General features: G+C 60.0%; 19 protein-coding genes. 9 read left to right on the top strand and 10 right to left on the bottom strand.

The window, feature by feature from the left end; all coding sequences use genetic code 11:
* Nucleotides 1–2 precede the first annotated feature (2 nt).
* On the bottom strand, nucleotides 3–890 hold the full coding sequence (gene metF / locus N3J91_12650) for a methylenetetrahydrofolate reductase [NAD(P)H] (protein MCX8157274.1): 888 nt from the start codon (nucleotides 888–890) through the stop codon (nucleotides 3–5).
* A gap of 275 nt (nucleotides 891–1,165) precedes the next feature.
* Here metF and N3J91_12645 point away from each other — a divergent pair, with 275 nt between their 5' ends.
* Nucleotides 1,166–3,664, top strand: coding sequence for a PAS domain-containing protein (locus N3J91_12645; GenBank protein MCX8157273.1), 2,499 nt, complete (start codon nucleotides 1,166–1,168; stop codon nucleotides 3,662–3,664).
* Here N3J91_12645 and N3J91_12640 read toward each other — a convergent pair.
* From N3J91_12640 to N3J91_12605, 8 genes are read right to left on the bottom strand one after another with little or no spacing between them, the layout of a single operon-like run.
* A complete protein-coding gene (locus N3J91_12640; GenBank protein MCX8157272.1) occupies nucleotides 3,582–5,663 on the bottom strand; it encodes a hypothetical protein in 2,082 nt (693 codons plus the stop codon). The genes N3J91_12645 and N3J91_12640 overlap by 83 nt on opposite strands.
* Nucleotides 5,660–6,658, bottom strand: a complete 999-nt coding sequence (locus N3J91_12635; protein MCX8157271.1) for an ABC transporter permease — start codon at nucleotides 6,656–6,658, stop codon at nucleotides 5,660–5,662. Before N3J91_12635 ends, N3J91_12640 begins: the two co-directional genes overlap by 4 nt.
* Nucleotides 6,655–8,166, bottom strand: a complete 1,512-nt coding sequence (locus tag N3J91_12630) for a sugar ABC transporter ATP-binding protein (GenBank protein MCX8157270.1) — start codon at nucleotides 8,164–8,166, stop codon at nucleotides 6,655–6,657. The genes N3J91_12635 and N3J91_12630 overlap by 4 nt, the downstream gene beginning before the upstream one ends.
* Complete coding sequence (locus tag N3J91_12625; GenBank protein ID MCX8157269.1) at nucleotides 8,163–9,116, bottom strand: ABC transporter permease; 954 nt, start codon at nucleotides 9,114–9,116, stop codon at nucleotides 8,163–8,165. The genes N3J91_12630 and N3J91_12625 overlap by 4 nt, the downstream gene beginning before the upstream one ends.
* Before the next feature lie 5 nt (nucleotides 9,117–9,121).
* Nucleotides 9,122–10,180 (bottom strand): sugar ABC transporter substrate-binding protein, encoded by a 1,059-nt coding sequence (locus N3J91_12620; GenBank protein ID MCX8157268.1) that lies wholly within the window; start codon nucleotides 10,178–10,180, stop codon nucleotides 9,122–9,124.
* Between the two features lie 44 nt (nucleotides 10,181–10,224).
* Nucleotides 10,225–11,040 carry a sugar phosphate isomerase/epimerase gene (locus tag N3J91_12615; protein ID MCX8157267.1) on the bottom strand — a complete coding sequence of 272 codons (816 nt, stop codon included), beginning with the start codon at nucleotides 11,038–11,040 and terminating at the stop codon, nucleotides 10,225–10,227.
* Nucleotides 11,041–11,054: 14 nt separating this feature from the next.
* Entirely contained in the window at nucleotides 11,055–11,906 is an 852-nt protein-coding gene (locus tag N3J91_12610) for an NAD(P)-binding domain-containing protein (protein ID MCX8157266.1), read from the bottom strand.
* A gap of 24 nt (nucleotides 11,907–11,930) precedes the next feature.
* The gene (locus N3J91_12605; protein ID MCX8157265.1) at nucleotides 11,931–12,962 is read right to left on the bottom strand and encodes a Gfo/Idh/MocA family oxidoreductase; all 1,032 of its coding nucleotides are present in this window, start codon (nucleotides 12,960–12,962) and stop codon (nucleotides 11,931–11,933) included.
* Between the two features lie 235 nt (nucleotides 12,963–13,197).
* Between N3J91_12605 and N3J91_12600 the strand changes: the two genes are divergently transcribed.
* From N3J91_12600 to N3J91_12590, 3 genes are all read left to right on the top strand, one after another.
* Complete coding sequence (locus N3J91_12600) at nucleotides 13,198–14,193, top strand: glycoside hydrolase (protein ID MCX8157264.1); 996 nt, start codon at nucleotides 13,198–13,200, stop codon at nucleotides 14,191–14,193.
* A 148-nt stretch (nucleotides 14,194–14,341) separates the two neighbouring features.
* Complete coding sequence (locus N3J91_12595) at nucleotides 14,342–15,208, top strand: phosphatidate cytidylyltransferase (GenBank protein MCX8157263.1); 867 nt, start codon at nucleotides 14,342–14,344, stop codon at nucleotides 15,206–15,208.
* 12 nt (nucleotides 15,209–15,220) lie between these two features.
* Nucleotides 15,221–16,381, top strand: a complete 1,161-nt coding sequence (locus N3J91_12590; protein ID MCX8157262.1) for a 1-deoxy-D-xylulose-5-phosphate reductoisomerase — start codon at nucleotides 15,221–15,223, stop codon at nucleotides 16,379–16,381.
* Nucleotides 16,382–16,387: 6 nt separating this feature from the next.
* On the opposite strand, the gene N3J91_12585 is transcribed toward N3J91_12590, so the two are convergent.
* Nucleotides 16,388–17,278: an HAD family hydrolase gene (locus N3J91_12585; GenBank protein MCX8157261.1), complete on the bottom strand. Its 891-nt coding sequence runs from the start codon at nucleotides 17,276–17,278 to the stop codon at nucleotides 16,388–16,390.
* Between the two features lie 149 nt (nucleotides 17,279–17,427).
* Between N3J91_12585 and lysS the strand changes: the two genes are divergently transcribed.
* From lysS to N3J91_12560, 5 genes are all read left to right on the top strand, one after another.
* Nucleotides 17,428–18,882 carry a lysine--tRNA ligase gene (lysS, locus tag N3J91_12580; GenBank protein MCX8157260.1) on the top strand — a complete coding sequence of 485 codons (1,455 nt, stop codon included), beginning with the start codon at nucleotides 17,428–17,430 and terminating at the stop codon, nucleotides 18,880–18,882.
* A gap of 83 nt (nucleotides 18,883–18,965) precedes the next feature.
* Complete coding sequence (locus N3J91_12575; protein MCX8157259.1) at nucleotides 18,966–19,445, top strand: hypothetical protein; 480 nt, start codon at nucleotides 18,966–18,968, stop codon at nucleotides 19,443–19,445.
* Nucleotides 19,446–19,456: 11 nt separating this feature from the next.
* Nucleotides 19,457–20,125: a leucyl/phenylalanyl-tRNA--protein transferase gene (gene aat / locus N3J91_12570; GenBank protein MCX8157258.1), complete on the top strand. Its 669-nt coding sequence runs from the start codon at nucleotides 19,457–19,459 to the stop codon at nucleotides 20,123–20,125.
* 565 nt (nucleotides 20,126–20,690) lie between these two features.
* Entirely contained in the window at nucleotides 20,691–22,235 is a 1,545-nt protein-coding gene (locus tag N3J91_12565; GenBank protein MCX8157257.1) for a ThuA domain-containing protein, read from the top strand.
* 74 nt (nucleotides 22,236–22,309) lie between these two features.
* Complete coding sequence (locus N3J91_12560; protein MCX8157256.1) at nucleotides 22,310–23,683, top strand: Gfo/Idh/MocA family oxidoreductase; 1,374 nt, start codon at nucleotides 22,310–22,312, stop codon at nucleotides 23,681–23,683.

The raw sequence follows: 23,683 nt of genomic DNA, 5'->3' as shown, positions 1-23,683 counted from the left end.
ATTTATCGCAACCCTAACTGACGCAGAATCACGCTGACGGAATGGGCCTTGTTCAGGCAGTAAAAGTGAATGCCTGGGACTCCACGTGCCAGGAGCTCCTGGCACTGTTGCACGGCATATTCAATGCCCAAAGCCACTGTGGCGGCTTCGTCGGCAGCGACTTCTCGGAGGCGTTGTGCCAGAGCCGGCGGTATCTCGGCGCCGCACAGGGCGGTGAACTTCTGAATCTGTGCCGTGCTTAAGATGGGAATGATTCCCGGCACCAACGGCACTTGCAGGTCCTGTTCCTTGAAGAAGTCGCGCAGGGCCAAATAATGCCGGTTGTCAAAAAACAACTGAGTGATGGCAAAATCCGCCCCACAACGAATTTTGGCGGCCAGATGCTCCCAGTCCCGCCGCTTGCCCTCCCGACAGGCTATGTGCCCCTCGGGAAACGCCGCCACACCAATACTGAACCCCCCCATCTCGCGCAAAAGCTGCACCAGTTGATAAGCGTAACTGAACCCGCCGGGCACCGGCGCAAATTCCGGCTGCTCCGGCGGCGGGTCACCACGCAGGGCCAGAATGTTGCGCACCCCCACCGCCCGGAACTGAGCCAGGACGTGTTGAATTTGGGCGGCCGTGGCATTGACACAGGTCAGATGGGCCAAGGTGTTGGCCTTGCAGTCCTGGGCCAGCAGCCGCACCAACTGCAGCGATTTTTCCTGGGTGCTCCCCCCCGCGCCATAGGTGACCGAAAAATAATCGGGGCGCAAGGACTGCAACTCCGGCAACGTGTGCCGCACCAACTGTTGCCAGCCTGCCTCCGTCTTGGGGGGAAATAACTCAAACGAGATGACCGGCCGTCCCGCGGCACGCCCCTGCTGATATAAATCACCTATCAAATCCATGAGGGCGGAAATATGCCCCTTACCCTGCAGTATTTCAAGAACACAGCCAAAACCGCAGGAATGTGGCAAACCCGAAAACCACGGACCCCTAATTTCGGCTGGCAATTACTTCCCCCCAAGCGTAGAGTAGTTTCATAAGTTGAACCGCCGTTACGGCAGGGGGTGAAAAACATCCCCGGCCACGATCGTTCAACCGTTCTTAATTCAGCCCGCCCGCAAGCTTCCGTTCTTACCGGTGAGCCACGAGCAGGGTGTGAAAGGTCGCCTGATTAATTATGAGTACCAGCTCCGCCATGGGCCCAACCCGCATTTTTATCGCCCACCATGACGCGCAGACCGCCCGACGCGCATCCCAGGAACTGGTCGCGGCCGGCTACCGGAGCGACTGGGCCACCACCGGTCAGGGCACCATGGCCGCCTTGCGTGAGACAGGGGCCGATTTACTCTTGCTGGACCCCGAATTGACCAGCCCCGCCAGTCTCGAAGTCGTGCGGCAGATGAAATCTGACGCCAGCCGGTCTCAGGGCATACTTTTGTTGACCTTGGAGGAACAGGCCTTGAGTCCCGCGGGGCTGGAGGGCATTCACACCGGCGCCGACGGCTGCCTCGCGGGGCCGCTACGCGGCCCGTCTTTTTTGGCGCAGGTGGGTGCCTATGACCGGCTTTACCGCCAGCGCCAGGAGTGGAAGAACCAGGCGGAGATCACCGAATTGCAGCGACAACACCTCGCGCAACAATTGGAGGCAAGCCACCAGTCTGTCCAACACATGCAGGCCACCTGTCGCCAGGCGGACCTGGCGCGGCAACAAGCTCAACAGGATAAGCAACACTCGTATGAAGTGGCCCGGATGTTGGAGGGGCTGTTGGATGCCATTCCAGATGTCATCGGTGTTTTGGACACCCAACGCCGGGTGATCCGTTACAATGCCGCCGGCTACCGTCTGTTGGGAGTGACGGCAGAACAGGCCAGAGGCCGCCCCTGTTACGAGATGATTGGCCGTCACCACCCCTGTGCCTTGTGCGCCAGCGAAGAGGCGTTGGCCACCTGCCGGCCGGCCCAAATCGAGAAATTTGTGCCCGAAATGGGCTGTTGGTTGGACGTCCGCTCCTACCCCGTGCTCGACGAACACGGTCACCTGCTCTATGTGATCGAACACCTGCGCGACATTACCGCCAGGAAAAAAACCGAGCAGGCACTCCAAGAAAGCGAGGAGCGGCTGCGCCTGGCCCTGGCCTCAGCCAACGAGGGCCTGTATGACTTCAACCTCGTCACCGGCGAGGCAGTAGTCAGCCCGGAATACGCGCGCATGCTCGGCTACAAACCGGAAGAATTGAAGGAAACCAGCGCCGCATGGCGGGAGCGCTTGCACCCGGACGATCGGGAGACGGTGTATGGTGTCTATTTGGACTACGTGGCCGGACGGCGGCCTGACTACCGCGTCGAATTCCGCCAGCGCACCAAAACGGGCGAGTGGAAATGGATTTTGTCCGTGGGAAAAATCGTGCAGTTCGATGAAACTGGACGCCCCCTGCGCATGATTGGCACGCATACCGACATCACCGCCCAGCGGATGGCGGAAGCCGAGCGCGAAAAATTGCAGGGGCAACTGGCTCAAGCACAAAAAATGGAATCCATCGGCCGGCTGGCGGGCGGCGTTGCCCATGACTTCAACAACATGCTGCAAGCCATCCTGGGCAATGTGGCCATGGCTTTGGATGATCTGCCTCCGGACAGCCCGGCCCGTGAGAGCCTCAAGGAAATTGAACTGGCTGCACAGCGCTCCGCGGAATTGACCCGCCAACTCCTGGCCTTTGCCCGCAAACAAACCATTGCCCCGCATGTTCTCAACCTCAACGAGACTGTGCAGGGCATGCTCAAGATGTTGCGCCGCCTCATCGGCGAAAACATTCAATTGGACTGGCGACCCGGCGCCGACTTGTGGCCGGTCTGGATGGACCCGGCCCAGGTGGATCAAATCCTGGCCAATTTGTGTGTCAACGCCCGCGATGCCATTCGCGGGCACGGCTTGATCTCCATCGAAACCGCCAATATGACACTGGACGCAACCTACGCCGCCACCCACGCCGAGGCGGTGCCCGGCGATTACGTGATGCTGGCTGTCACGGACAACGGAGAAGGCATGGATGTCCACACCAAGGAGCACCTGTTTGAGCCGTTTTTCACCACCAAAGAACCCGGTAAAGGCACCGGTTTGGGATTGGCCACGGTTTTTGGCATTGTCAAACAAAACCGCGGTCTGATTAATGCGTACAGTGAACCCGGCCAGGGTGCGACGTTCAAGGTGTATATACCGCGCGCAACCAACCACGAGGCGCCGGGTCCGCAAAGCACCGAGGAAAAGCTCCGCCGCGGCAACGAAACCATCCTCTTGGTCGAGGATGAAGATCAGGTGCTGCACCTGGGACAGCGCATCCTGGCCCAAAATGGCTACCACGTGCTGGCCGCACGCACCCCTGCCGAGGCCCTGCGGCTGGCGAACCAGCATCAGGGACCAATTCACCTGCTGATCACCGATGTCATCATGCCCGGGATGAATGGGCGCGAGTTATTCGATAAAATCATCCCGGTCCGCCCCGGTTTGCGCTGCCTCTACATGTCCGGTTACACCGCCAACGTCATCGCGCATCACGGCATTCTGGAGCCGGGCATGCATTTTATTGAGAAGCCGTTCACGGTGAAGAGTCTGTTGAGCAAACTGGCTGATGTTTTGGACGCCGCTGCCCCCGCACCGTCTGGTTTGGAAAGTCACTGAGTTCGTCCACCACGGCCAGCGCACAAGGGCCAAGCTCCAGTTGGAGTTTGGACGAAACCGCGTGCCGGACTTCCCCCGCCTCCCGGATAAATTGTTCAGGATGACACGCGTAACGGAGGTAATTTTCCTCGTGCAAAGTGCGCACGGCCCAGGCGCCATGCGGCAGGTGTAACTGAATCTTCCGCCGGCTGGCCCGCACATTTGCCACCACGAAACGCCGCCTGCCCAGCCGGTCACGCAGGGCCAATGTAGTAATCTGGTCAGCGCCGGACGTGGAGGGCGCGGCAAACTCGTTAAAACCATCCAGGGCCGCCAGCACAAAGTAAACGGGATATACTCCCCCAGGCACGGAGTGGAATCCAAGCTCCGAAGGAGAGCCACTCCGGGTTTCCATGACGCCCCGCCATCCGGTGGTTTCATAGTAAGTGAACGCTGAGACCCCGTTCACAGACAAGGTGGCCAATGAGCCCAATGTCCATCCCGCCGCTAACAACGAACTTTGTCGTGGATCAACGTTTTCCGGCAAGCTGTCGGGGCGGGCAGCCGATGCAACCGCGGTGGTGGCCACGGCGTTGAAGCGCGGCTTGAGGGTCACCGGCGAAATGACGCACGGCTTGCCCGGCGCGAAAGCCGCCGCCTTGGCAAGCGTGTCTCCCTGCACTTCCAGCGTTTCGACCAAGGACACATCATCGAAGGCATGCACTTGGGGAGTGATGGGCCAGAATAAAAAATCGGCCTCCTGCCACGGCACCCTGCCCAGCGCCTGCTCGCGATTCAATTCACAAAAATGCGCGTTGGTGCCAGCCCCCACCGGCACGGAGTCAAGCCACCTCCCCAACAGGCGGCGCACCCTTTCCAGGGTGACCAGGGACGTGGCCGCTTCGCCTTCACGCAAGACTGCCACGCGTGCCAGGGCCACGCCAGACGCGGCCAGGGTGCGGGCCAGCGTGTCAGGGATCGCCTGCAAGTCAGAAGGCAGGTGCAGGGCCAGTTCCAAGGGCAGATTGAGCCGTCGCGCCTGACGGACCGCCCGGCGCCATAGAGCCGGCCAATGGGGCTGGCTCAGGGGCAAGTCGCAGCGCAGGTGAGCCAGTGGCAAAGCCCGCAGCCATGCCGCTTCCTGCTCGCACAGGGGCTCCTCGTGCGTAGCCATCCCCAAACCCAACAACGGCAAAGGCCGCCATTTGCTGGCGTTTCCGGGCAGGCGCAGATGGACGATGGTCCTCCTCGAGGTGGGCCGTGCAGAGGGCATGCGCCCCTTCGCGCCTTTCAAGCGCAGTTCGACCCGCTGTTGGATGCGCGTGCCTGCCTTGACCAGCACGGGAAAAGGCAAAGCCAGCGGTGTGCAGTACGTCTTGAAACTGGCATCCGTCCAGTTGCGCTGGTCTTCCATCTCGAAAAGGTCGCCTGCAAACTTCAGCTCCGCCCACAAGCCGGGCTGCACTTCATGAGCGAGGGCACACAAATCACGCAAGGGACTTTGCCCAAAGATTTGCGGCTCAATCAGGCTGGGAAATCTTCCCTCGATCACCTCCCCGCCAACGCGCACCTGGCGTGTGCGCGCGCCCGCGCACTCGCGAATGGGATGCAAGACACAAAAGCCGATACGATTTTTGCGGAAAGTGGCATGCGCCCGGCCATCCAAGGTGTAAATAATCGTCCCATCTGAATGGCCCTCGACCTGCCCGTCCCAGCGAAAATCAATTCCGCCTTCGCGATGCTCGCAATGAAATTTCAGGAGAAAATGATCCGCATACACTTCAGGTTGAAAGTCCAGGATCTGTGGCGGGATGGTGCGCCAATTTTCATCCCGCACGGCGGCATAAATCCCGCGCAGCAGCTCGCGCCGACCCAGACAAACCCGCCGCAAAAAACCGGATTCAATTTCAAACAGGAGGCGCAGCGGTCCGGCCACCAGCTCCATGGGGGGCGGAGTTTCACAAAGGGAACCTGTGCGGAAAATACGGCAATCCAGCTCAGAAGCGCAGCGTTTTTTCATGATAGCTCCGGTTCTTCCTCCCGGCGAATCCAGCGCCGGCTCCATTGGACCTGCCATTGATTGCGCAGGCTGTCCACCAACACCGCCACAAAGATGATCGCACTGGTGATCAGGGGGTAAAGGTAGGGATTGGCATTGAGCATCACCAAACCGTTTTCAATCGTCTGAATCAATATGGCCCCCAAAAGCGTGCCGGGAAACACCTTGCCGCGGCCGCCAAACAAACTGGTGCCGCCCAGCACAGCGGCGGCGATGGCCATAAATTCCTTGTTTTCACCAAACTTGGGCGACACCGCCCCCAGTTGCGCCATGGCGAGAATTGCCCCCAGGGCCGCACAGAACCCGCTGATCACGTACACCGCCGCTACAATGCGGCGCGGGTGGAGTCCCGCTTTGCGGGCCGCCTCGGCATCATGCCCGACGGCATACAATTGCCGGCCGAAAGGTGTGTGTTCCAATACACCATGCGCCAGGGCCACCACACCCGCCAGCCACCACACCGGCAGAGGCACACCCAGCCACCGCTCCGTGCCCAAACTTAAAAATGCCTCGGGCAAAGGCAGCGAGCGGGTTTCCGTAATGTTCAGGGCCAGCCCCCGGCCGATGAATTGCATGGCCAATGTGACCACAAAGGGAATGAGGCGCAGCCAGGTAATCAGGGCAGCATTCACGGCGCCCAGCAGCAATCCCGTCGCCACCATCACCGCCACTGCGGGCACAATGGAGCCGGAGCTCATGGCATACTTGCCGGCCAGCGCGGCGGCTACAAACATAATCGCTCCCACCGACAAATCCACGCCGGCAGCCACCAAAACAAAAGTCATGCCCACCGCCACCATGGCCGTAGGCGCCGCCTGAACCAAAATGTTGGTGATATTGGCCAGGGACAGAAAGTTGGGCGACTTGAGCCCAAACCCCGCCAGCATGAGGGCAAACAAAAGCAGCGGGGCGGCATTGAGCGCCCGCATCAGCCATTTGGAAGCGGCGTTTTTCATGCGTGGCCGGCCTTTCGCCCTCCCAGCGCGGCGGCCAGGATGCGCTCACGTTGAAAGGCGTGGCGCGGCAGCTCAGCCTGAATCTCGCCGCGGGCCATCACCAACAGACGGTCACACATCCCCAGCAGTTCCTCCATCTCCGAGCTGATCATGAGGACTCCCGTCCCCTGCTCCGCCAGCCGGGCGATGAGCTGGTAAATCTCATATTTCGCCCCCACATCAATACCGCGGGTGGGTTCATCCAGAATCAAAATTTCCGGGCGGCTCAACAGCCATTTGGCAAGGACGACTTTTTGTTGATTCCCCCCGCTGAGCTGGCCCACCGGCAGGGACAACGGCGGGGGAGCGGGCAGCCGCACCGCCGCGCATAATTCCTGCACCGCTCGTTGCAGTTCGGCCCGGTTGATCCATCCCCGGCGGGCATGCCGGGACAACGCTACCAGCGCCACGTTGTCGGCCACAGTGGCCTCCAGGCAGAGGCCCTCCTCGCGGCGGTTTTCGGTGACAAACGCCAGCCTTTGCCGCAGGCATTGGCGGGGGCTGGGGCGCTGCAGCGGATGCCCCCGCACCAAAATTTCCCCTGATTGATAAGAATCCAAACCAAACAAAATGCGTGCCAGCTCGGTGCGGCCGGCGCCCATCAAGCCGGCCACCCCCAACACTTCCCCCGCATGCAGCCGAAAACTGATGTCATGCACGACCCCTGGCTGGCTCAGATGACGTGCTTCCAACAGAGGCAGTTCTTCCGGGCGCGGCACGAAGGCGGGCCGCTCCGGGTAAAGCTGATTAAGTTGACGGCCCACCATCAAGTGGATCAATCGTTGCTGGTCAAACTGCTCGCGCGGGCCCCCGCCCACCACCTCCCCATCGCGCAGTACCACCACGGCATCACACAGGCGCAAAACATCCTCCAAGGCATGGGAGATGAAAATCATGGAAAGCCCACGCGCTCGCAGGCGCCCCATGAGGGCAAACAGGTTTTCCGCCTCGCGCGCCCCCAGGGAGGTGGTGGGTTCATCCCAGATGATCAACCGGGCCTCCTGCCCCAGGGCACGGGCCACCTCCACCAGTTGCCGTTCCCCCATCGTCAGCCGCTCCACCGGCGTCTCCGGCGGAAGGTCCAATCCCACTTCCTGCAGCAGGGCCAAGGCGCGCTTCCGCAACACTTGCCGGTGAATGAGCGGCAGTCCGCCCCGCCGGGGAAAGGCGGTCAGGAACAAGTTTTCGCCCACCGTCAAATTGGGGAAGAGGTTTAATTCCTGGTGGATAAAAGCAATCCCGCGCCGTTCCGCATCGCGGGCATCACGCGGCGCGTAAGGTTCTCCCGCCCACCACATCCGGCCGCTGTCGGGCCGGAGGTTGCCCCCCAAGATGTTCATCAGGGTGGACTTGCCTGCGCCATTCTCACCCACCAACCCCACGGTTTGCCCCGGCGGCACGGAGAAGCTCACCTCGCGCAACACCCGCGCGGCGCCAAAACTTTTGCTGATGGACTCGCAGACAATCATGCAGCGATTCGCCGGCGCACGGCATCGGCGGCGGCGGCGGCCAGGATGACCGCCCCCTTGATGAACATGATGTTGTAATGCGACAACCCCAGCAGGTTGAGCCCGTTGTCCAGCAGCTTGAAAAACAGCACCCCGTAAAAGGTCCAGAGTACGCTGCCGCGGCCACCAAACAAACTGGTGCCTCCCAAAACCGTGGCGCCTACGATGTCCAGCAAGAGACGCTGTCCCAGCACCGGCGAGCCGCTTTCTGCCTGGCCGGTGTAAAGGATGGAAGCCACTCCGGCCAGCAGGCCGCTCAGGACATACGCACTCACCACCACCCCGCCCACCGGCACGCCGGAAACACGGGCCGCGCGCGGATTTTGCCCGCAGGCAAAAAGCCACCTGCCCCATACGGTTTGACGCAAAGCCAGGTGCATGGCGAGCGCCAGCGGCGCCACCACCAGCAATGCCAGCCAGGCCTGGCCACCTATGGCATTAAATGCGGGGGGCAAAGAACCAATGTTGCGGGAATTGGTCAGCCAAATGGCCAGCCCGCTGAAAAAAATCATGCCGGTAAGCGTGACAATGAACGCCGGCATCCGCAGCAACACCACGGCTGCGCCATGGAGCAGACCAACCAACGCACCCAACGCCACCATGCCCGCCAAGGCCACCGGCAGAGCCAGAGGATGCCCCGCCAGCCAGCCTTGATCGCCGCTCATGATGGCCGCCCCCAAAACACTGGTGAGCGCCATGGTGGATGTCACCGACAGATCAATGCCCCCGGTGATCATCACCGCCGTCTGGCCCATGGCCACCACGTAGAGCGGCAGCAAGGTAAGGGCCAGGTTGGCCAAGTTCTCCGCGCTTGTGATGCCCGGCGTGAAGGGAACAAGAGCGGCAAAACAGGCCAGCGCCAATCCCAGCACCAAGTGCTCAGAGTTCGCCCACCGCTTCCACCAGGTCATAACCCTCAACGCTTAACGTTGGCGCCCCACATGCGCGGGGCCTTCTCCTTAAGGTTGCCCTGATGAATCACAAACCCCGGGTCCTTGAGAATCTCGGGCACTACCTTGCCGGCCCGCAAATCTTCAATGGCCTGAAGCGAAGCGTTGACCTCGAAGTACACGTCCTGCACCCCCGTGGCGTCCATGTAACCCTCTGCCAGCATCTGGTACGCCGTCGCGTCGCCATCGAAGCCGCCCAGAATCACGTGGCCCGGTTCGCCGATTTTTTTGTAGCGTCCCGTGGCCTTCAACGCGGACACAATGCTGGGCAGCAAAAAATCCGACGAGGTGAAGATGAAGGAAATGTCCGGATTGGCTTGAAACGCGTTGACCACGCCCGCCTGTGCCTTTTCCTGATTCCATTCGGTGGGCACGCGGGCCACCACCTCGATGACCTCCGGGGCCTCTTTGACCGCCTCATCGAAGCCATCCCGGCGCCCAATGGCGTTGATGTCGCCCAAATCCCCAATCAGAACCATGGCCTTGTGTTTGCGTCCGGTTTTGCGGGCCTCGCCGATCATGTAGCGCACGGTCTCGCGGGTGAGCGCAAAATTGTCGGCCACCACCGCCACCGATCGGGCATCGCTCTTCTCCGGAGGACGGTTAAACAACACAATAGGTATGTTCGCGGCGTTGGCCGCTTTGATGATGGGCAAACAGGCCTTGGCATCCTTGGGCACCATGACGATGCCATCCACCTTGCGAGTGATGAAATTGCGGACCTGCTCGATTTGCCGGTTGGCATCGCCGTCCGCAATCGCCTGAATCATTTTATAATTGCGCCGCCCGCACTCCGCCTTGAACGCCTCCAAAGCCGCCACCCAGAACTCCGTTTGCAGGGTCTCAAAAGAAACGCCGATGGTCAGTGATGGCTTGCCGGCGGTAGTTGGCGGATCAGACTTTTGGCAGCCGCCGGTAAGCAAGAACAGCCCGGCCAGGGCAGCCCCAGTCCAACGCGAAATGTTACGCCAAGGTTTTGTGACTGTATCCACCAGGGTTGTCCAACTCGTGCTTTGGCGATTCATGGCATTATGGTGATTTGTGCCCGGTATCATGCCGGACTTCCGTTTCAGAGGTCAATCCATTGCCGCGCATGGCGCACACTTTGCTCCGCCCATTCCTGCTCCAACGCCCAGGGGTCAGTGTTGGTATCCGGCACGCATGTCCACAATTCTATGATGGCGTTGACATCCCGCCCCGACCGGCGCAGCACCTCAAGAACCCACGGCACCTGCAGCCGTCCCCGCCCCAGGGGACATCCCTGCACCACAAAACCCAGTTGATTGGGAACGCGGGCGATGGTGAAGTCCTTTAAGTGGAGATTCAGCGTGTAAGGGGCGAGTGCGGGCACCACCACTTCCGGACCCTCCAAAGACCCAAAGGAATTGACCGTGTCCAGGCAGATGCCCACCCACGCGGGGTCTGTTTGTTCAATGATCCGCACCAGGGTGCGGCTGGTGAAACGGTCATGGTTTTCCAGCGCCAGTTTGACTCCTGCCTCCCTGAATTCCGGCAACACCGCCCGTAACCGCTCAACACACTCCTCAGGCGACGGTTCAAAACCGGCGGCGTCCACCACCAGCCGCACAAAAGATGCGCCGAATCTTTGCGCCAACCGCAGGTGACGCAGCAACTCAGCCGTGTCCTGAAGACCGCGCGTGCCCAGCTCCACCTGCAAGCCGGTTTGTTGCAACGCCTGTTCAAATTGCCCCAATTCCTCGTCGGACAACCGGGTGAGCGGCAGGTTGTCACAGTATTGCACTACTCGCACGCCCAATTGGCGGGCACGTTCCAGCAATTCAAAGATGGTCAACCGCCGCACTCCGGGTCTCCAACCCAGACCGGCAGAATAAGGATAGGTGTAGCTGCCGATGCCCAATTTCATGACGCCTACCGCGTTTAGTCTTGCGGCTTAAACTGTCCCTCCACGATGGCGCGCACCTGGGCGCGCACATCCTCCGGTTCAAATACCTTCTTCCAATCCGGTTGAAAAATCCGCTGCTGGCCATACTCGGCGATAAGCTTGGCGCCGTCAGAAAACGGAAAATCCACCCGGTTGAAGGCAATGCCCAACGGCACCTTGATGTGGCCGTAGAGAAAATCCTCGGCCGCGGGGCGCGGCACCCCGCGGCGCACAACTTCCTCCAAGGCCTCCCGCAGAGCCATGATCAGCGCAATGCCCACGGTCTCCGCCATGGCGGGTTCCAACAAGGCCATCTGTTCCACCGTGATGCGATGCGCCCGGGTGACCGGCGCAAAAAAATCCCGCGCCATTTGTTCGCCCAGCGCGTAATGCGCCTCCGGCCCACGCATCAAAGCGCAAACAATGGGCATGCGCGCTTTGACGCCGCCGAAAAAATCAGCGCGCGCCTCGGGATCTTCCTCATATTCAAACACACTGGGATGACAGGGGTGGGTAACAAAAATGCTGATGTCCTCGCGGGCGGGCAGCTCGCCGGCATGGGCGGCGGCGGGATCCAGGGTGATGAGCATCGCCCCGCTCTTCATCAACGGGGCCGCTTGATGGGAGACCTTGCCAAGCAGCTTGTCCGGCACGGCAAGGATGACCGCATCGGCGCCGGGCACGGCCTGCTCCATGGGGGTGGGGGTCACCCCCCGCGTGGCCAGTTGGGCCACCCCGCGCTCACTGCACTCGACATAGCGCAGCGTATAGCCGGGATGATCTTTCAGGTGGTCCGTGATGCGGCAGCCCATTTTACCGCCCGCCCCTATAAGAGTGATGGTGATCATGTGTTGTTTCACTTCTATGTTACTTCAACCGCCAACCGGCAGGCTGATCACCCGCCCGGTGCGCGCTGACTCATACGCCGCAAAAACCAGGCGCAAGGTCTTTAGATTATCCTCCCCAGTGGTTTCCGCCGGTCCTGCGCCACGCAATGCCTGCAGCAGGTTGGCGTTGCAGGCCACGCCTGCCGTTTGGGCCACGGCATAACGCGCATCCGCCCAGCGGTAAAAGGGCGGTGGGTGCCGTTGCGCCAAGGTGCCGTTGGCAGTGGTGACCCGAACCCAGTAATCCGGCCCCAATTCCACCGAGCCTTGACTGCCCTCGACGAAGACGTATGTCTCGGGGAAACGCTCGTGCTCCAACCGGCTGGCATAGCTCATCTCACAAACCACGGTGGCGCCCGAGGCCATCTCCATCATCACCGTGGCCACGTCCTCGCCACGAATGTCGGCCCGAACTCGCGTGGTCCGGCAATACAAGTGTTTCGCCTCGCCCAGCAGCATGCGGGTGGTATCGAGGATATGGGTGCCAATATCCATGAGGATGAATTGCTCCACCTCCTTGAGAAAGGGCTGGTTGTCAAACACGGGAAAGCTGTTGCAGTAAGTCACCCGCGCCCGAAAAATGCGGCCCACCACGCCACTATCCAGCACTTTTTTCAAAGCCCGCAGCGGCGTCTGCCAGCGCCAGTTCTCGTGCACAAAAAAGGGCACGCCCGCGGCCGCGCACGCCCGCACCATGGCCTCCGCGTCCGCCATGGTGGGAGCCATGGGCTTTTGACAAATGACCGGCCGCCGGTAACGCGCCGCCAGTTCCACCAGCGCCCGATGCGTGGAAACATCGGTGATGATGTCCACAAAGTCCACTTCCTCGTGACGGAGCAAAGATTCGACGTCTCCATAAACCGCAGGAATCCCGAACTCCCGGGCCAGAGCCTCAGCTTTGGCCACCGTACGATTGTAGAGCGCCACGCATTTGACTCCGGGCAGCTCATACCACGCGGCCAACTGATACCGCGCCCAAAAACCCGTGCCCATGACGGCAAAACGCATTTCAGACATAATCCCTAAAAACCACCCCCTCCGGCGGCTCGTCACCCGTCCTGGCCGCCGGGGCATGCATGTTCATCGCGAAGGCGAGGCTGATTGCGCGGCACAATATATATTACCACCCCAGTTGCCAAGCTTTATTGGCAAGAAGCTCAACCTTTGCAATGTGAATTAGGACAGGCTGGTAAATCGCGCCTCCGTTGTGGTGAAGCTGGACTTGGTTCCCTGAGAACCTTACCCTCCTTTCATGGTTCGGATTTTGCTGCCATTCGTTGCCTTCCTGTTCATGGTTACCAACCCTATCCCCGCTGCCGTGCCGCCGCCGGTGGACCTTGGACGAGGCGCTTGGGCACGCTTGCAGCACCTGGAGGATGCACGTTGGTTGATGGTCGTTACGCGCTTTTCTTCCAACGAGCCCAGCCGCCTGGAACTGCTGCTGAGCGAGGATGACTGCCGCCAGTGGAAGTCCCTGACTGAACTGCGCGAGCCAGGACGCAAGTTTGACAATGGCCATTTGTTGCGGCTCGAGCACGGAACCCTTCTCTTGACCGGCCGCTCCCTGGTGGACGGCCAATCGTATCATCTGCCCGTGTACGCCAGCACCAACAAAGGCCGCCTTTGGCGTAAAATTAGCAACATTGATTCCATTGATGGTGCAACGGCCGCTCAAAAAAGGGGCCTGTGGGAACCGTTTTTACTACAACTCCCGGACGGGCGCGTGAGCGTGATCTATTCCTCGGAAAAACACGCCGGCTACAGCCAGGTTCTTGCCCAGAAAACCTCCGCCGATGGAGGCCACACTTGGGGCGAGGAAAAAGTCATTGTGGAAGAACCAGGCGGAGGCAAGCTTCGTCCCGGCATGGGAGTGGTGACGCGGCTACGCGATGGACGATTTTTTCTGGTCTATGAAGTGGTCGGCATGCGGCGGGGTTTGGTGCACTATAAAATCTCGACCGACGGCGAGCACTGGCCGGCGGGCCTGGGCACTCCCATTGAAGGCCACGAAGCCGCGCCTTACGTGATAACTTTGCGCGATGGCCGTCTGCTGTTGACCTCCTGTCAGAACACTTTGGCCCTCAGTGACGATGACGGCCGGAGCTGGAGGCCGCTCCCACATGACGCCTGGCCCGTTACTTTCCGATATACATGGCCGGCGTTGTACGAGGTGACGCCAGGCATGGTGGTGGCCGCCCGTTCCGAGGGGTCGGTACGGCTGCGATGGTTCTCCCTTTCCGGGAGGTAATTCAGCGTGACATTGGAGGCTGCAGCCGTTCAGCCCCACCGGATTCCACACTCGACACTATTGACGGGGAAACGATAATGCCCGCCGCATGGCAGACGCAATAACAGCCACGCCGGGCCTCTCTAAACGGGCCATATTTTTACGCAGATTGGGCAGCTCTGTGGTGTTGTGGAGCACCATCATTGCCGCGTTGTTTTCAGGCCTACCCTGGCTTTCGGACGCGGTGGTTTTGCTGTTGCTTTCATTGCTGGCCGTTACCGGCCAGTTGGAGTTTTTTGGCATGGCCGAACGCCGCTCACTGGCCTGCTTTCGCGGCTGGGGCATTGTGGGCGGTCTTTTACTGATTGGCGGGACTTTTATTTTTTTTCAGGCCGAGAAATATCTGCCATTTCGTCACCCCCCCAGCGAGGTGAACGATTTTGAGGTGGGATTCCTGATCCTTTTTGTTCTCGGCCTGTGCTTGCGGCAGCTCACCGCCAGAGACAATCCCCATGGACTTACCGCCATCGCCATCACCTTGCTGAGTTTGATGTATGTGCCCTGGTTGTTGAACTTCATCCAAAAAATCATTTTCTTCCCCGCGGTGGATGGCCGCTACTATGTGCTGTATTTCATCGTGGTGACCAAGTTCAGCGATATTGGCGCCTACAGCGTCGGCTCCCTGATGGGCCGGCACAAGATGATCCCCCGCATCAGTCCCGGCAAAACGTGGGAAGGACTGGCTGGAGCCTTGCTCTTCAGTCTGCTGGCCAGCCTGGGGTGGGTGCTGGCGGCCCCCCAGACGCTGGCGGGCATGACGGTGGCCCATGCCCTGGCCCTGGGACTGCTGCTGGGAGCGGCGGCCGTGGTGGGGGATTTGATCGAATCCCTGTTTAAGCGCGAAGCAGGCTTGAAAGACTCCGGCCGATTGTTTCCCGGAATTGGCGGGATTTTGGATTTACTGGATAGTTTGCTGTTTAATGCGCCGCTGATGTATATCTATCTGCGTTACGTGATGCGATTAGGGGAAGTGTAGGTGGTAATTCACATGAAACGGGTGGTCTTACTGGGAAGCACGGGCAGCATTGGCACCAGCACCTTGAAGGTGGCGGACGATTTGCCGGAGCACTTGCGCATTGTCGCGCTGGCCGCCGGCAACAATATTCAATTGCTGGCCGAGCAGGCCCGCCGTTACCAGCCATTGGCAGTTTCAGTGGCGGACCCCGCCAAGGCCGCCTCGCTGCGTGCCACCCTTCCCATGCCGGTGCACGCGGGGGTGGAAGGGCTGGTCAAACTGGCCACGCTGCCCGAGGCCGACATTGTGCTCATCGCCATCGTCGGCACCGCCGGCTTGCAGCCGGCCCTGGCCGCCATCCGGGCAGGCAAGGATATTGCCATTGCCTCCAAGGAAATTCTGGTCATGGCAGGCGAAACTGTCATGGCCGAGGCGCGCCGGCACGGCGTGCGAGTGCTGGCGGTGGACAGTGAACACTCGGCCATTTTTCAATGTTTGGACGGCAAGCCACCGGAATCCGTGCGCCGCCTGTGGTTGACAGCTTCCGGCGGGCCTTTCCGTAATACACCCGCCAGTGAATTTCCAGCCATCACCGTCGAGCGCGCCCTGCAACATCCCTCCTGGGTCATGGGCCGCAAAATCACCATTGATTCCGCCACCTTGTTCAATAAAGGTCTGGAAATGATTGAGGCCCGCTGGCTCTTCGACATCCCCATGGAGCGCGTCGGCGTGTTGGTGCATCCGCAGAGCGTCATTCATTCGATGGTGGAATTTGTGGATGGGTCCATTCTCGCCCAGCTTTCCACCCCCGACATGTGCCTGCCCATCCAGTATGCCCTCACCTATCCCGTGCGTCTTCCCAGTCAGCGCGTGCAAACCGATTTCCCGAAAATTGGCACCCTGACCTTTGAGGAGCCGGATTTGGACCGCTTCCCCGCCCTGCGCCTGGCCCGCCAGGCCGGCGAAATTGGCGGCACCCTCCCGGCCGTCCTCAATGCCGCCAATGAAGTCGCCGTAAGCGCCTTTTGCGAGCGGCGCATCAATTTTCCGCAAATCACCGAAACGGTGGCCCGCACCATGGAGGCGCACACGGTGTGTGCCCACCCTGATCTGGATACCATCCTCGCCGCGGATGCCTGGGCCCGGGCCACGGCGGACGAAGTGGCCCGCCGTCTGCAAGACAAAGCGCCCTGAAGCCGCTCAGACTTTGCGTTCCCAGGCCGGATGCTCCGGCAGGCAGCGATCAAATTCGGCAATTAATTTTTGTTCGTACTCCCCCGCGTAGGTGCCATTAAAGAAGCGATCCAACGCCTCCTCGTAAAAACGCTTCCACGACGCCTCCTCATTGCCGGGATTGATGGGATAAAATAACGCGCCGTTGGCCTTGGCCGCCTTGAAATCACCGGGGGCGTCTCCAATCATCAACATTTTTTCCGGCGGGTACTTCCCGCCCGCGGCATATTTGATGTGCTCGGTCTTGGTGCCCATTTCCTGTCCGCAAATCACGCGCACATATTGGGCGATATGGTGCTCCTGCCATTCCCGCACGAGGGCCTCGGTGGGCGTTTGGGAGACGACTATGACATCCGCCTTTTCCACCATGCGCAACAAGCTCTCGCGGAACAGCGGAAACGGCGGCACGCCATAAACCATTTCTTCGATGAACTTGTTGACCGCCACCGACCACTCGTAAACCTGTTTCAGGGCAACGTTGCCGCCCTCCACCTCTTTTTTCAGGGTGGCATTGCCCAGCTTGGTCTCCCGCGCTATCCACTCGTCCAGCGCCTGGGTATCAGGAATCTTGACTCCCCGCGCCTGCACCTCCGGACGCTCCCGCAGCAATTTGAGCGCACGGGACAATGCCGGGAAGCGGTTTACCCCGCGAGTTTTGGAATACAGGTTCACAAAATCCCAGGTCTCACGCGCGTACTTGCTCACCGGCTGCAGGTTGAAGTGTTTGACAAACATCGGGGTGAAACATTCCTTGTGCTTCACTTCCATCGTGTCAAACACACAGCCATCTGAATCAATCCCGATGAAGTAGGCTTTGGTTGGTTTCAAGTCCTTCAGCGCTTGTACCGGATCACTCATAATTATGACTTGTTTTTCGGCGAAAGGTTGCGGAAGAGCCGCCTCAACGTCAACTGGATTTGCTCGTCTGTGGCGTGCGGTGCAGAGGCCGGATTGCCAAAATCCTTGAACAGGATGGAGGATATCGTGTTTAGTGGCACCGGGCTTTTATGGAAGAGACCAATGCTTTGATCGAACAGCGGAAGGCCAAACTGGCGGCGCTGCGGGCCAGGGGCATCAACCCCTTTGCGAACAAGTTCACGCCTTCGGAAACCATCGGCGAGGCGCGCACCCGCTATGCCGAGGGCCGGCCGGTGGCCCTGGCCGGCCGCATTACGGCCCACCGGGACATGGGCAAGTCCATGTTCGTGGACATCAAGGACACCACCGGCCGCCTACAGGTGTACGCCCAGAAAAATGTGCTGGGCGAGGAGGGCTTCGACATTTTCAAACATCTGGACCTCGGCGATTTCATCGGCGTTAAAGGGACCCTCTTCACCACCCGCACAGGCGAAATGACCGTTAAACTGGAATCGTTCACCATTCTGGCCAAGGCCCTTCGCCCCCCGCCGGCCAAGTGGCATGGGCTGGCCGATACAGAAATTCGCTACCGCCAACGCTACCTGGATTTGATGGCCAGTGATGAGGTGCGCGAAGTCTTTCTCAAGCGCAGCGCCATCGTGCGCGAAATTCGCGAATTCTTGCACAGCCGCGGCTTTGTGGAGGTGGAAACACCCATGATGCAGAGCATCCCGGGCGGGGCGGCAGCCCAACCTTTTGTAACCTACCACAACGCGCTGGGCTGCAATTTCTACCTGCGCATTGCCCTCGAATTATATCTCAAGCGGCTGTTGGTGGGAGGTATGGACCGGGTGTTTGAACTGGGCCGCAATTTTCGCAACGAGGGCCTGTCCCGCCGCCACAATCCGGAGTTCACCATGCTCGAGGCCTATCAGGCGTATGGCGATTATGAAAGCATGATGGAACTGACCCAGTCCATGATTTGCCACGTCGCCCAAAAGGTGCTCGGCACGCTGGTGATTGAGCACAAAAACGCCGACGGGCAGGTCATCCGCACCATAGACCTGACCCCCCCGTGGCGCCGGGTCAAATATAAGGACTTGATTTGTGAAAAAGCCGGTGTGGACTGGTTCACTCTTACGCCGGCAGAACGGCGGACGCGCGCCCAGGCCCTGGGCGCCGAAATCACTCCCGAATACGAGGACTTTGAAGTCACCGGAGCAGTATTTGAAAAATTGATCGAGCCAACCCTCATCCAGCCAACCTTTGTCACCCACCTCCTCAAAGAGCTGGTGCCGCTGGCCAAGTTGTCTACCGAAGAACCGGACTGCGTAGAGGTTTTTGAATTATGCATCAACGGTCAGGAAATTGCTCCGGCATATACTGAGCAAAATGACCCCCTTGAACAACGCGAGCGGCTGGAACACCAGGCCGGCGGGGAAAAACAGAAGCTGGATGAGGACTTTCTGGTGGCGCTGGAGCATGGCATGCCGCCCGCCGGCGGCATGGGCATGGGCATTGATCGCCTCTGCATGATGCTGCTGGGCCAGGAAAGCATTCGCGATGTCATCCTTTTCCCGCAGCTCAGGCCGAAAAATGATTGAGGACGTCAGCCTGCTGCTTCCCGCCCGCCTTCGGCACTCAGAGTTGTCGCCCGGGTGCTTTTGCGGCACATTAAGGTGGAGCCATGAAACTGGTGCAGAAGAGTGACGATGAGGTGGTATTCTGGCTGAATCCTGACGAACGGGAGGCGTTGCTGATGGTCGTGGACCAGTACCCAGTCCTCAAAGAAGATTATCAATCTCTGACCCATTCCCAGGACCCCCGAATCGTCGAAGCTGCCCAAGAATTGCTGCGGCAGGCATTGGCAGAACAGAAGGCCGAAAACCAGCGTTTCAAGCAAACCTTCATGCAGGAAGGAAAACACCTTAAACGGGTGGGCCGGGGCTATCATCTCCGCTTGAAAGGGCATGAAGTCGAGCGCCTGCTGCAGGTGTTGAACGATGTGCGGGTGGGCCTGTGGCATGCGCTGGGCTGCCCTGAAAGTATGAATCCTGAAGTGCTCCTCAAGCGCAATCCAGGGCATTTGGACAAATACTGGGCCATGGAAATCGCCGGCTCCCTCGAATGGCACATCATTGAGTTGTTGGAGAATCTCGGATATTAGTAAGCAACGGGATGCGTTCGGCTCTGGTTCAACTGGACGAGCGCCTGTGGTTTCCCGACCCCCGGCGGGCCTTGCGCGGCACGCTGGACGGTTTGGTGGCCATTGGCGGCGATTTTTCCATCCCCCGCTTGCTCCTGGCCTATCGCAGCGGCATTTTCCCCTGGACTGCTGACCCCATCACCTGGTGGTCCCCGGATCCGCGCGCCATCTTTGAACTGCACCAGTTTTACGTGCCGCGCAGTCTGGCTAAAATCATTCGTCAGGGCCGCTTCACCATCACCCTCAATCAGGCTTTTCGCCAGGTCATCGAAGGCTGTGCCCGCCCCCACGAACCGGGGCGATGGATTACGGAAGAATTTATCGAGGCCTACACGCGCCTGCACGAGGCGGGCCATGCGCACAGCCTGGAATGTTGGTTCAACGGCGAGCTGGCCGGGGGCATCTACGGTGTGGCGATCGGCGGATTTTTCGCCGGGGAATCCATGTTTCATCGGGTGCCCAACGCCTCCAAGGTGGCGCTCTATCATCTAGTGGAACGATTACGGCAACGGCAATTCATGCTGTTTGACATTCAAATGGTGACCCCCATCACCGCCCGCCTGGGAGCAATCGAAATCAGCCGCGACGAATACCTCCGGCGCCTGAAACGCGCCATCGCGCTCCCCTGCTCCTTCGTATGAGCCGCGGGGAATTCTCAATCTCTACAGGCCAGCCTAAACAGCGCAAAAAAGGAAATTGATTATCGAGTACTCTTCATAAATGTGCCCGCCATGATCATGCATGATAATCGCCTCAAGCTCGCATTTCATTACCAACACTAATTACTCCATCCACGTCGGCTTGGTGGTTGCGAGCGGTTGAGGTAACTTCCGCACTGAACCCATTTCGTTTACCAAATGAAGCTGTGGCATAAACTTTACCTGGGGCTACGGCGGCCTCTCCAATGGAGACTGTTTCAGGGCGCATAGAGCCTTTGCCGGGTCCAGAAAACGCACAGCCTCCATCCTTATCCTGTCCGAACATCCCTCTTTCGTAGGCTTCTACTGTCATCGGCATTTACACCATAATGGGTGATGGATTACCCCCATGTCATGATTTTGCACTCGACGGAAGGCGAGGCGGAGGGGCAGGATTCAGGCATAAGCCATGAATCATTTTGCGCATGCGGGCAGGGCCAGCCCTACATCCCGCCGGTCTTTTCTCGGCGCGCTCGGCGCGCTGGCGGCGGTGTCGTGGTGTAGGGGAATGGCGGCGGAATCGGGGCTCCCTCAGGCGGAGCTGGACCGGATTGCTGCGGCCCTTCCGCACAAGGCTTGGGCCAAGCCTCGCAAGCCGCGCCGGCTGCTGATCTTTGAGCGGAATGTCAATTATGGCGGTCATCGTTCCATTTCCACCGCGACCACGGCATTTCGGTTGATGGGCGAAAAGACCGGCGCGTTTTCGGTGGTGGCCGGCAGTGACCCGGAGCTGTTCCGCCGCGATCATCTGGCCACTGTGGATGGTGTGTTTTTTAACAATAACGTGGGCAACTTGTTCACGGATGCCACCCTCCGGGAGAATCTGGCGGAGTTTGTATTTAGCGGCGGCGGCTTGATGGGAGTGCACGGGGCCACCGTGGCCTTTACCCAATGGCCCGGCGCCATTGAGGACTGGCCGGAATTTGGTTTGATGATTGGCGCCCGCGGGGCCAACCATCGGGAGAGCACCGAGCCAGTGGTAATGAAGATTGAGGAGCCGGGCCATCCTTTGGTGCAGGCTTTCCCAGGCACTCATTTTGAGTATCGCGATGAGTATTTTCGCGTGCATGAGCCTTACTCCCGCAAGCGGCTGCGGGTGTTGTTAAGCATGGACTTGGAGCGCATGCCACTGGCTCAAGGGCCGGCGTATGGACAGGTGGAACGCCCCGATCGCGATTACGCCGTGGCCTGGGCGCGCGAGTATGGGCGCGGGCGGTGTTTTTATTGCACCATAGCCCATAATCCGTATGTGTTCTGGGAGCCGGTGTTGCTTTCCTTTTACCTTGCGGCCGCGCAATTTATTCTGGGCGACTGGCCCGCGCCCGTTACGCCCAGCGCCCGTTTGACGCCCGCTGTGAAAGCTCTGGAAAAGCTGGGGTGGCGCCTTGGTTTCTGTGGGGCGCGGGAGCGCACGGTATGGGCGGGCATCGCGTCGGCAGAGCGTCTGGGTTTGCTATGTGTGACGGCGGGGATGATGCAACCGTTGGGGGAAGGTCTGTTACAGCCGTTCGATGCCAACCTGAGCAGTGAGCATCGGCGCCAGTTGCGCTTCAAGCTGGACGCCGCAGGGGTGCGCCTGCTGGCCTGCGAAACGCCGGAGCTGCCTGCAGATGAAGCCCAGTGCCGCGCCGTTTTCGACTTCGCCCGGCGCATGGGGTGCGAGCTGTTGGTGGTGCCTGCTTCCCGGGTGGGGGACATCTCCAAGGCGGCAAAGTGTGCGGTGGATGCTGAAGTACGTCTGGCGGTGAGGCCGGATGCGGTTCAGCCTCTAATGCAGGCGCAAAAGGTATGCCAGCTCACCCCGGCTGAAGTGGGTGTGTGGTGGGACTGCACCTATGGCGTGGCGCGAAGCATTGCCCCTCGCCGGGCTGTGCTGGCCTTGCGGGAGCGACTGTTGGCGGTTGAGATTGGCCATGCCGGCCAGGCGGGGGAATGCCTGCCTGTGCTGAAAGAGCAAGGTATCCGACCGGTTATGATTGCCGTTTCGTTGACTGCGTCGGCACTGGAAACAACGCGTGCCTGCGAGCAGGCGGTACTGTCTCTTGTTGCATGATCCCTTCCCGTCCCTTAGCTGGTGCACCAAGCGCCAATTCTCGACGCCACTTCCTGCAGCAACTTGCAGTGGGAGTGCTGACTTTTCCGCAACTGGCCTCCGCCGCGGCCCTGGGCCGGAATGGGTTTCGACCGCCTTCCGAGCGGATTACGGTGGGCATTATTGGACGCGGCTTGATGGGGGCCGGTCATGTCAACCGCATGGCCAACGACCGGCAGGCGCAAGTCCTGGGGGTCTGCGATGTGGACCAGGCGCGGCGCGAGCAAGGCTGCCGGCTAGTCAACGAAATCTACGCGCAGGCGCGTCAGCGGGAGAACTATCTGGGTTGTGTGGCCTATAACGATTATCGGGAGTTGTTACAACGAGCCGATCTGGATGCCGTGCTGATCGCCACCCCGGATCACTGGCACGCCCTGCAAGCCATGGATGCGGCCCGCGCCGGCAAGGATATTTATTGCGAAAAACCAGTTTCGCTCTCGCTGTCGGAAGGGCGCGAAATAGTCAAGGCCGTTCGCCGTTTCGGGCGGGTTTTTCAAACCGGCACCCAGTACCGCTCCATTCCCGTCATTCGCAAAATCTGCCAATTCGTGCGCCAGGGTGGCCTGGGGCGGATCAAGTCTGTGTTTACCATCTGGCATCCGCTCGCCGCCTTTTTGGGAGATCGCATCAAGCCTTATGCCCGCGCGGCAGCGTGGAACGAGCTGGGGCGTTTGCAGATACCCGTGGCGGTGGATTTGCCCGCCGAGCCGGTGCCGGCAGGTCTGGACTGGGATTTGTGGGTTGGCCCGGCGCCCTGGCATCCTTACCATCCACTTTATCACATCAACCCGCCGCCGGGCGTGGTGCCGTGGTCATTTCACGAGGATTTTGGGCTGGCCTCTTCCACCTGGTTTCATTCCCATGCGGCGGATGTCATTCAATACGCGTTGGGCATGGAAGAAAGCGGCCCGGTGGAGATTCATCATCCTGCCGATGGCGTTTTTCCTACTTTGACCTGCCGGTATGCCAACGGAGTACTTTTGCATCACGTGGAGCACTACGGGCAGGTCAAGGACCTGTACCATGCCGTGCCCGCCGATGCGCAACTTTCGGGTTTGTTTGGCGGCATCTTTGTGGGGGAGCGGGGGTGGCTTACCAGCATGTCCAGTGGCGGGCCAATTGACGGCGGGCCGACGGAAATAATGGCGGAGCTGGGCTTGCACAACCGGCAAGTTCAGCCCGGGGCCAATGATCATCACGCCAACTGGCTGGAGTGTATTCGCAATCGCCGCCAGCCCAGCGCGCATGAGGAAATTGGGCATCGCGCCGCCGCCCTGGGCCAGCTTGTGATCATGGCTTGGAAACTGGGCCGCTCCCTGAAATGGGATCCCGAGAAAGAAGAGTTCATTGGCGACGCGACCGCCAATCGTTTGCGCCACAAGACTTATCGCGAGCCTTGGCTAATATGA

The sequence above is a fragment of the Verrucomicrobiia bacterium genome (genome assembly GCA_026414565.1).
Lineage (GTDB): Bacteria > Verrucomicrobiota > Verrucomicrobiia > Limisphaerales > Fontisphaeraceae > Fontisphaera.
This window is presented reverse-complemented; position numbering and strand designations above follow the sequence as displayed.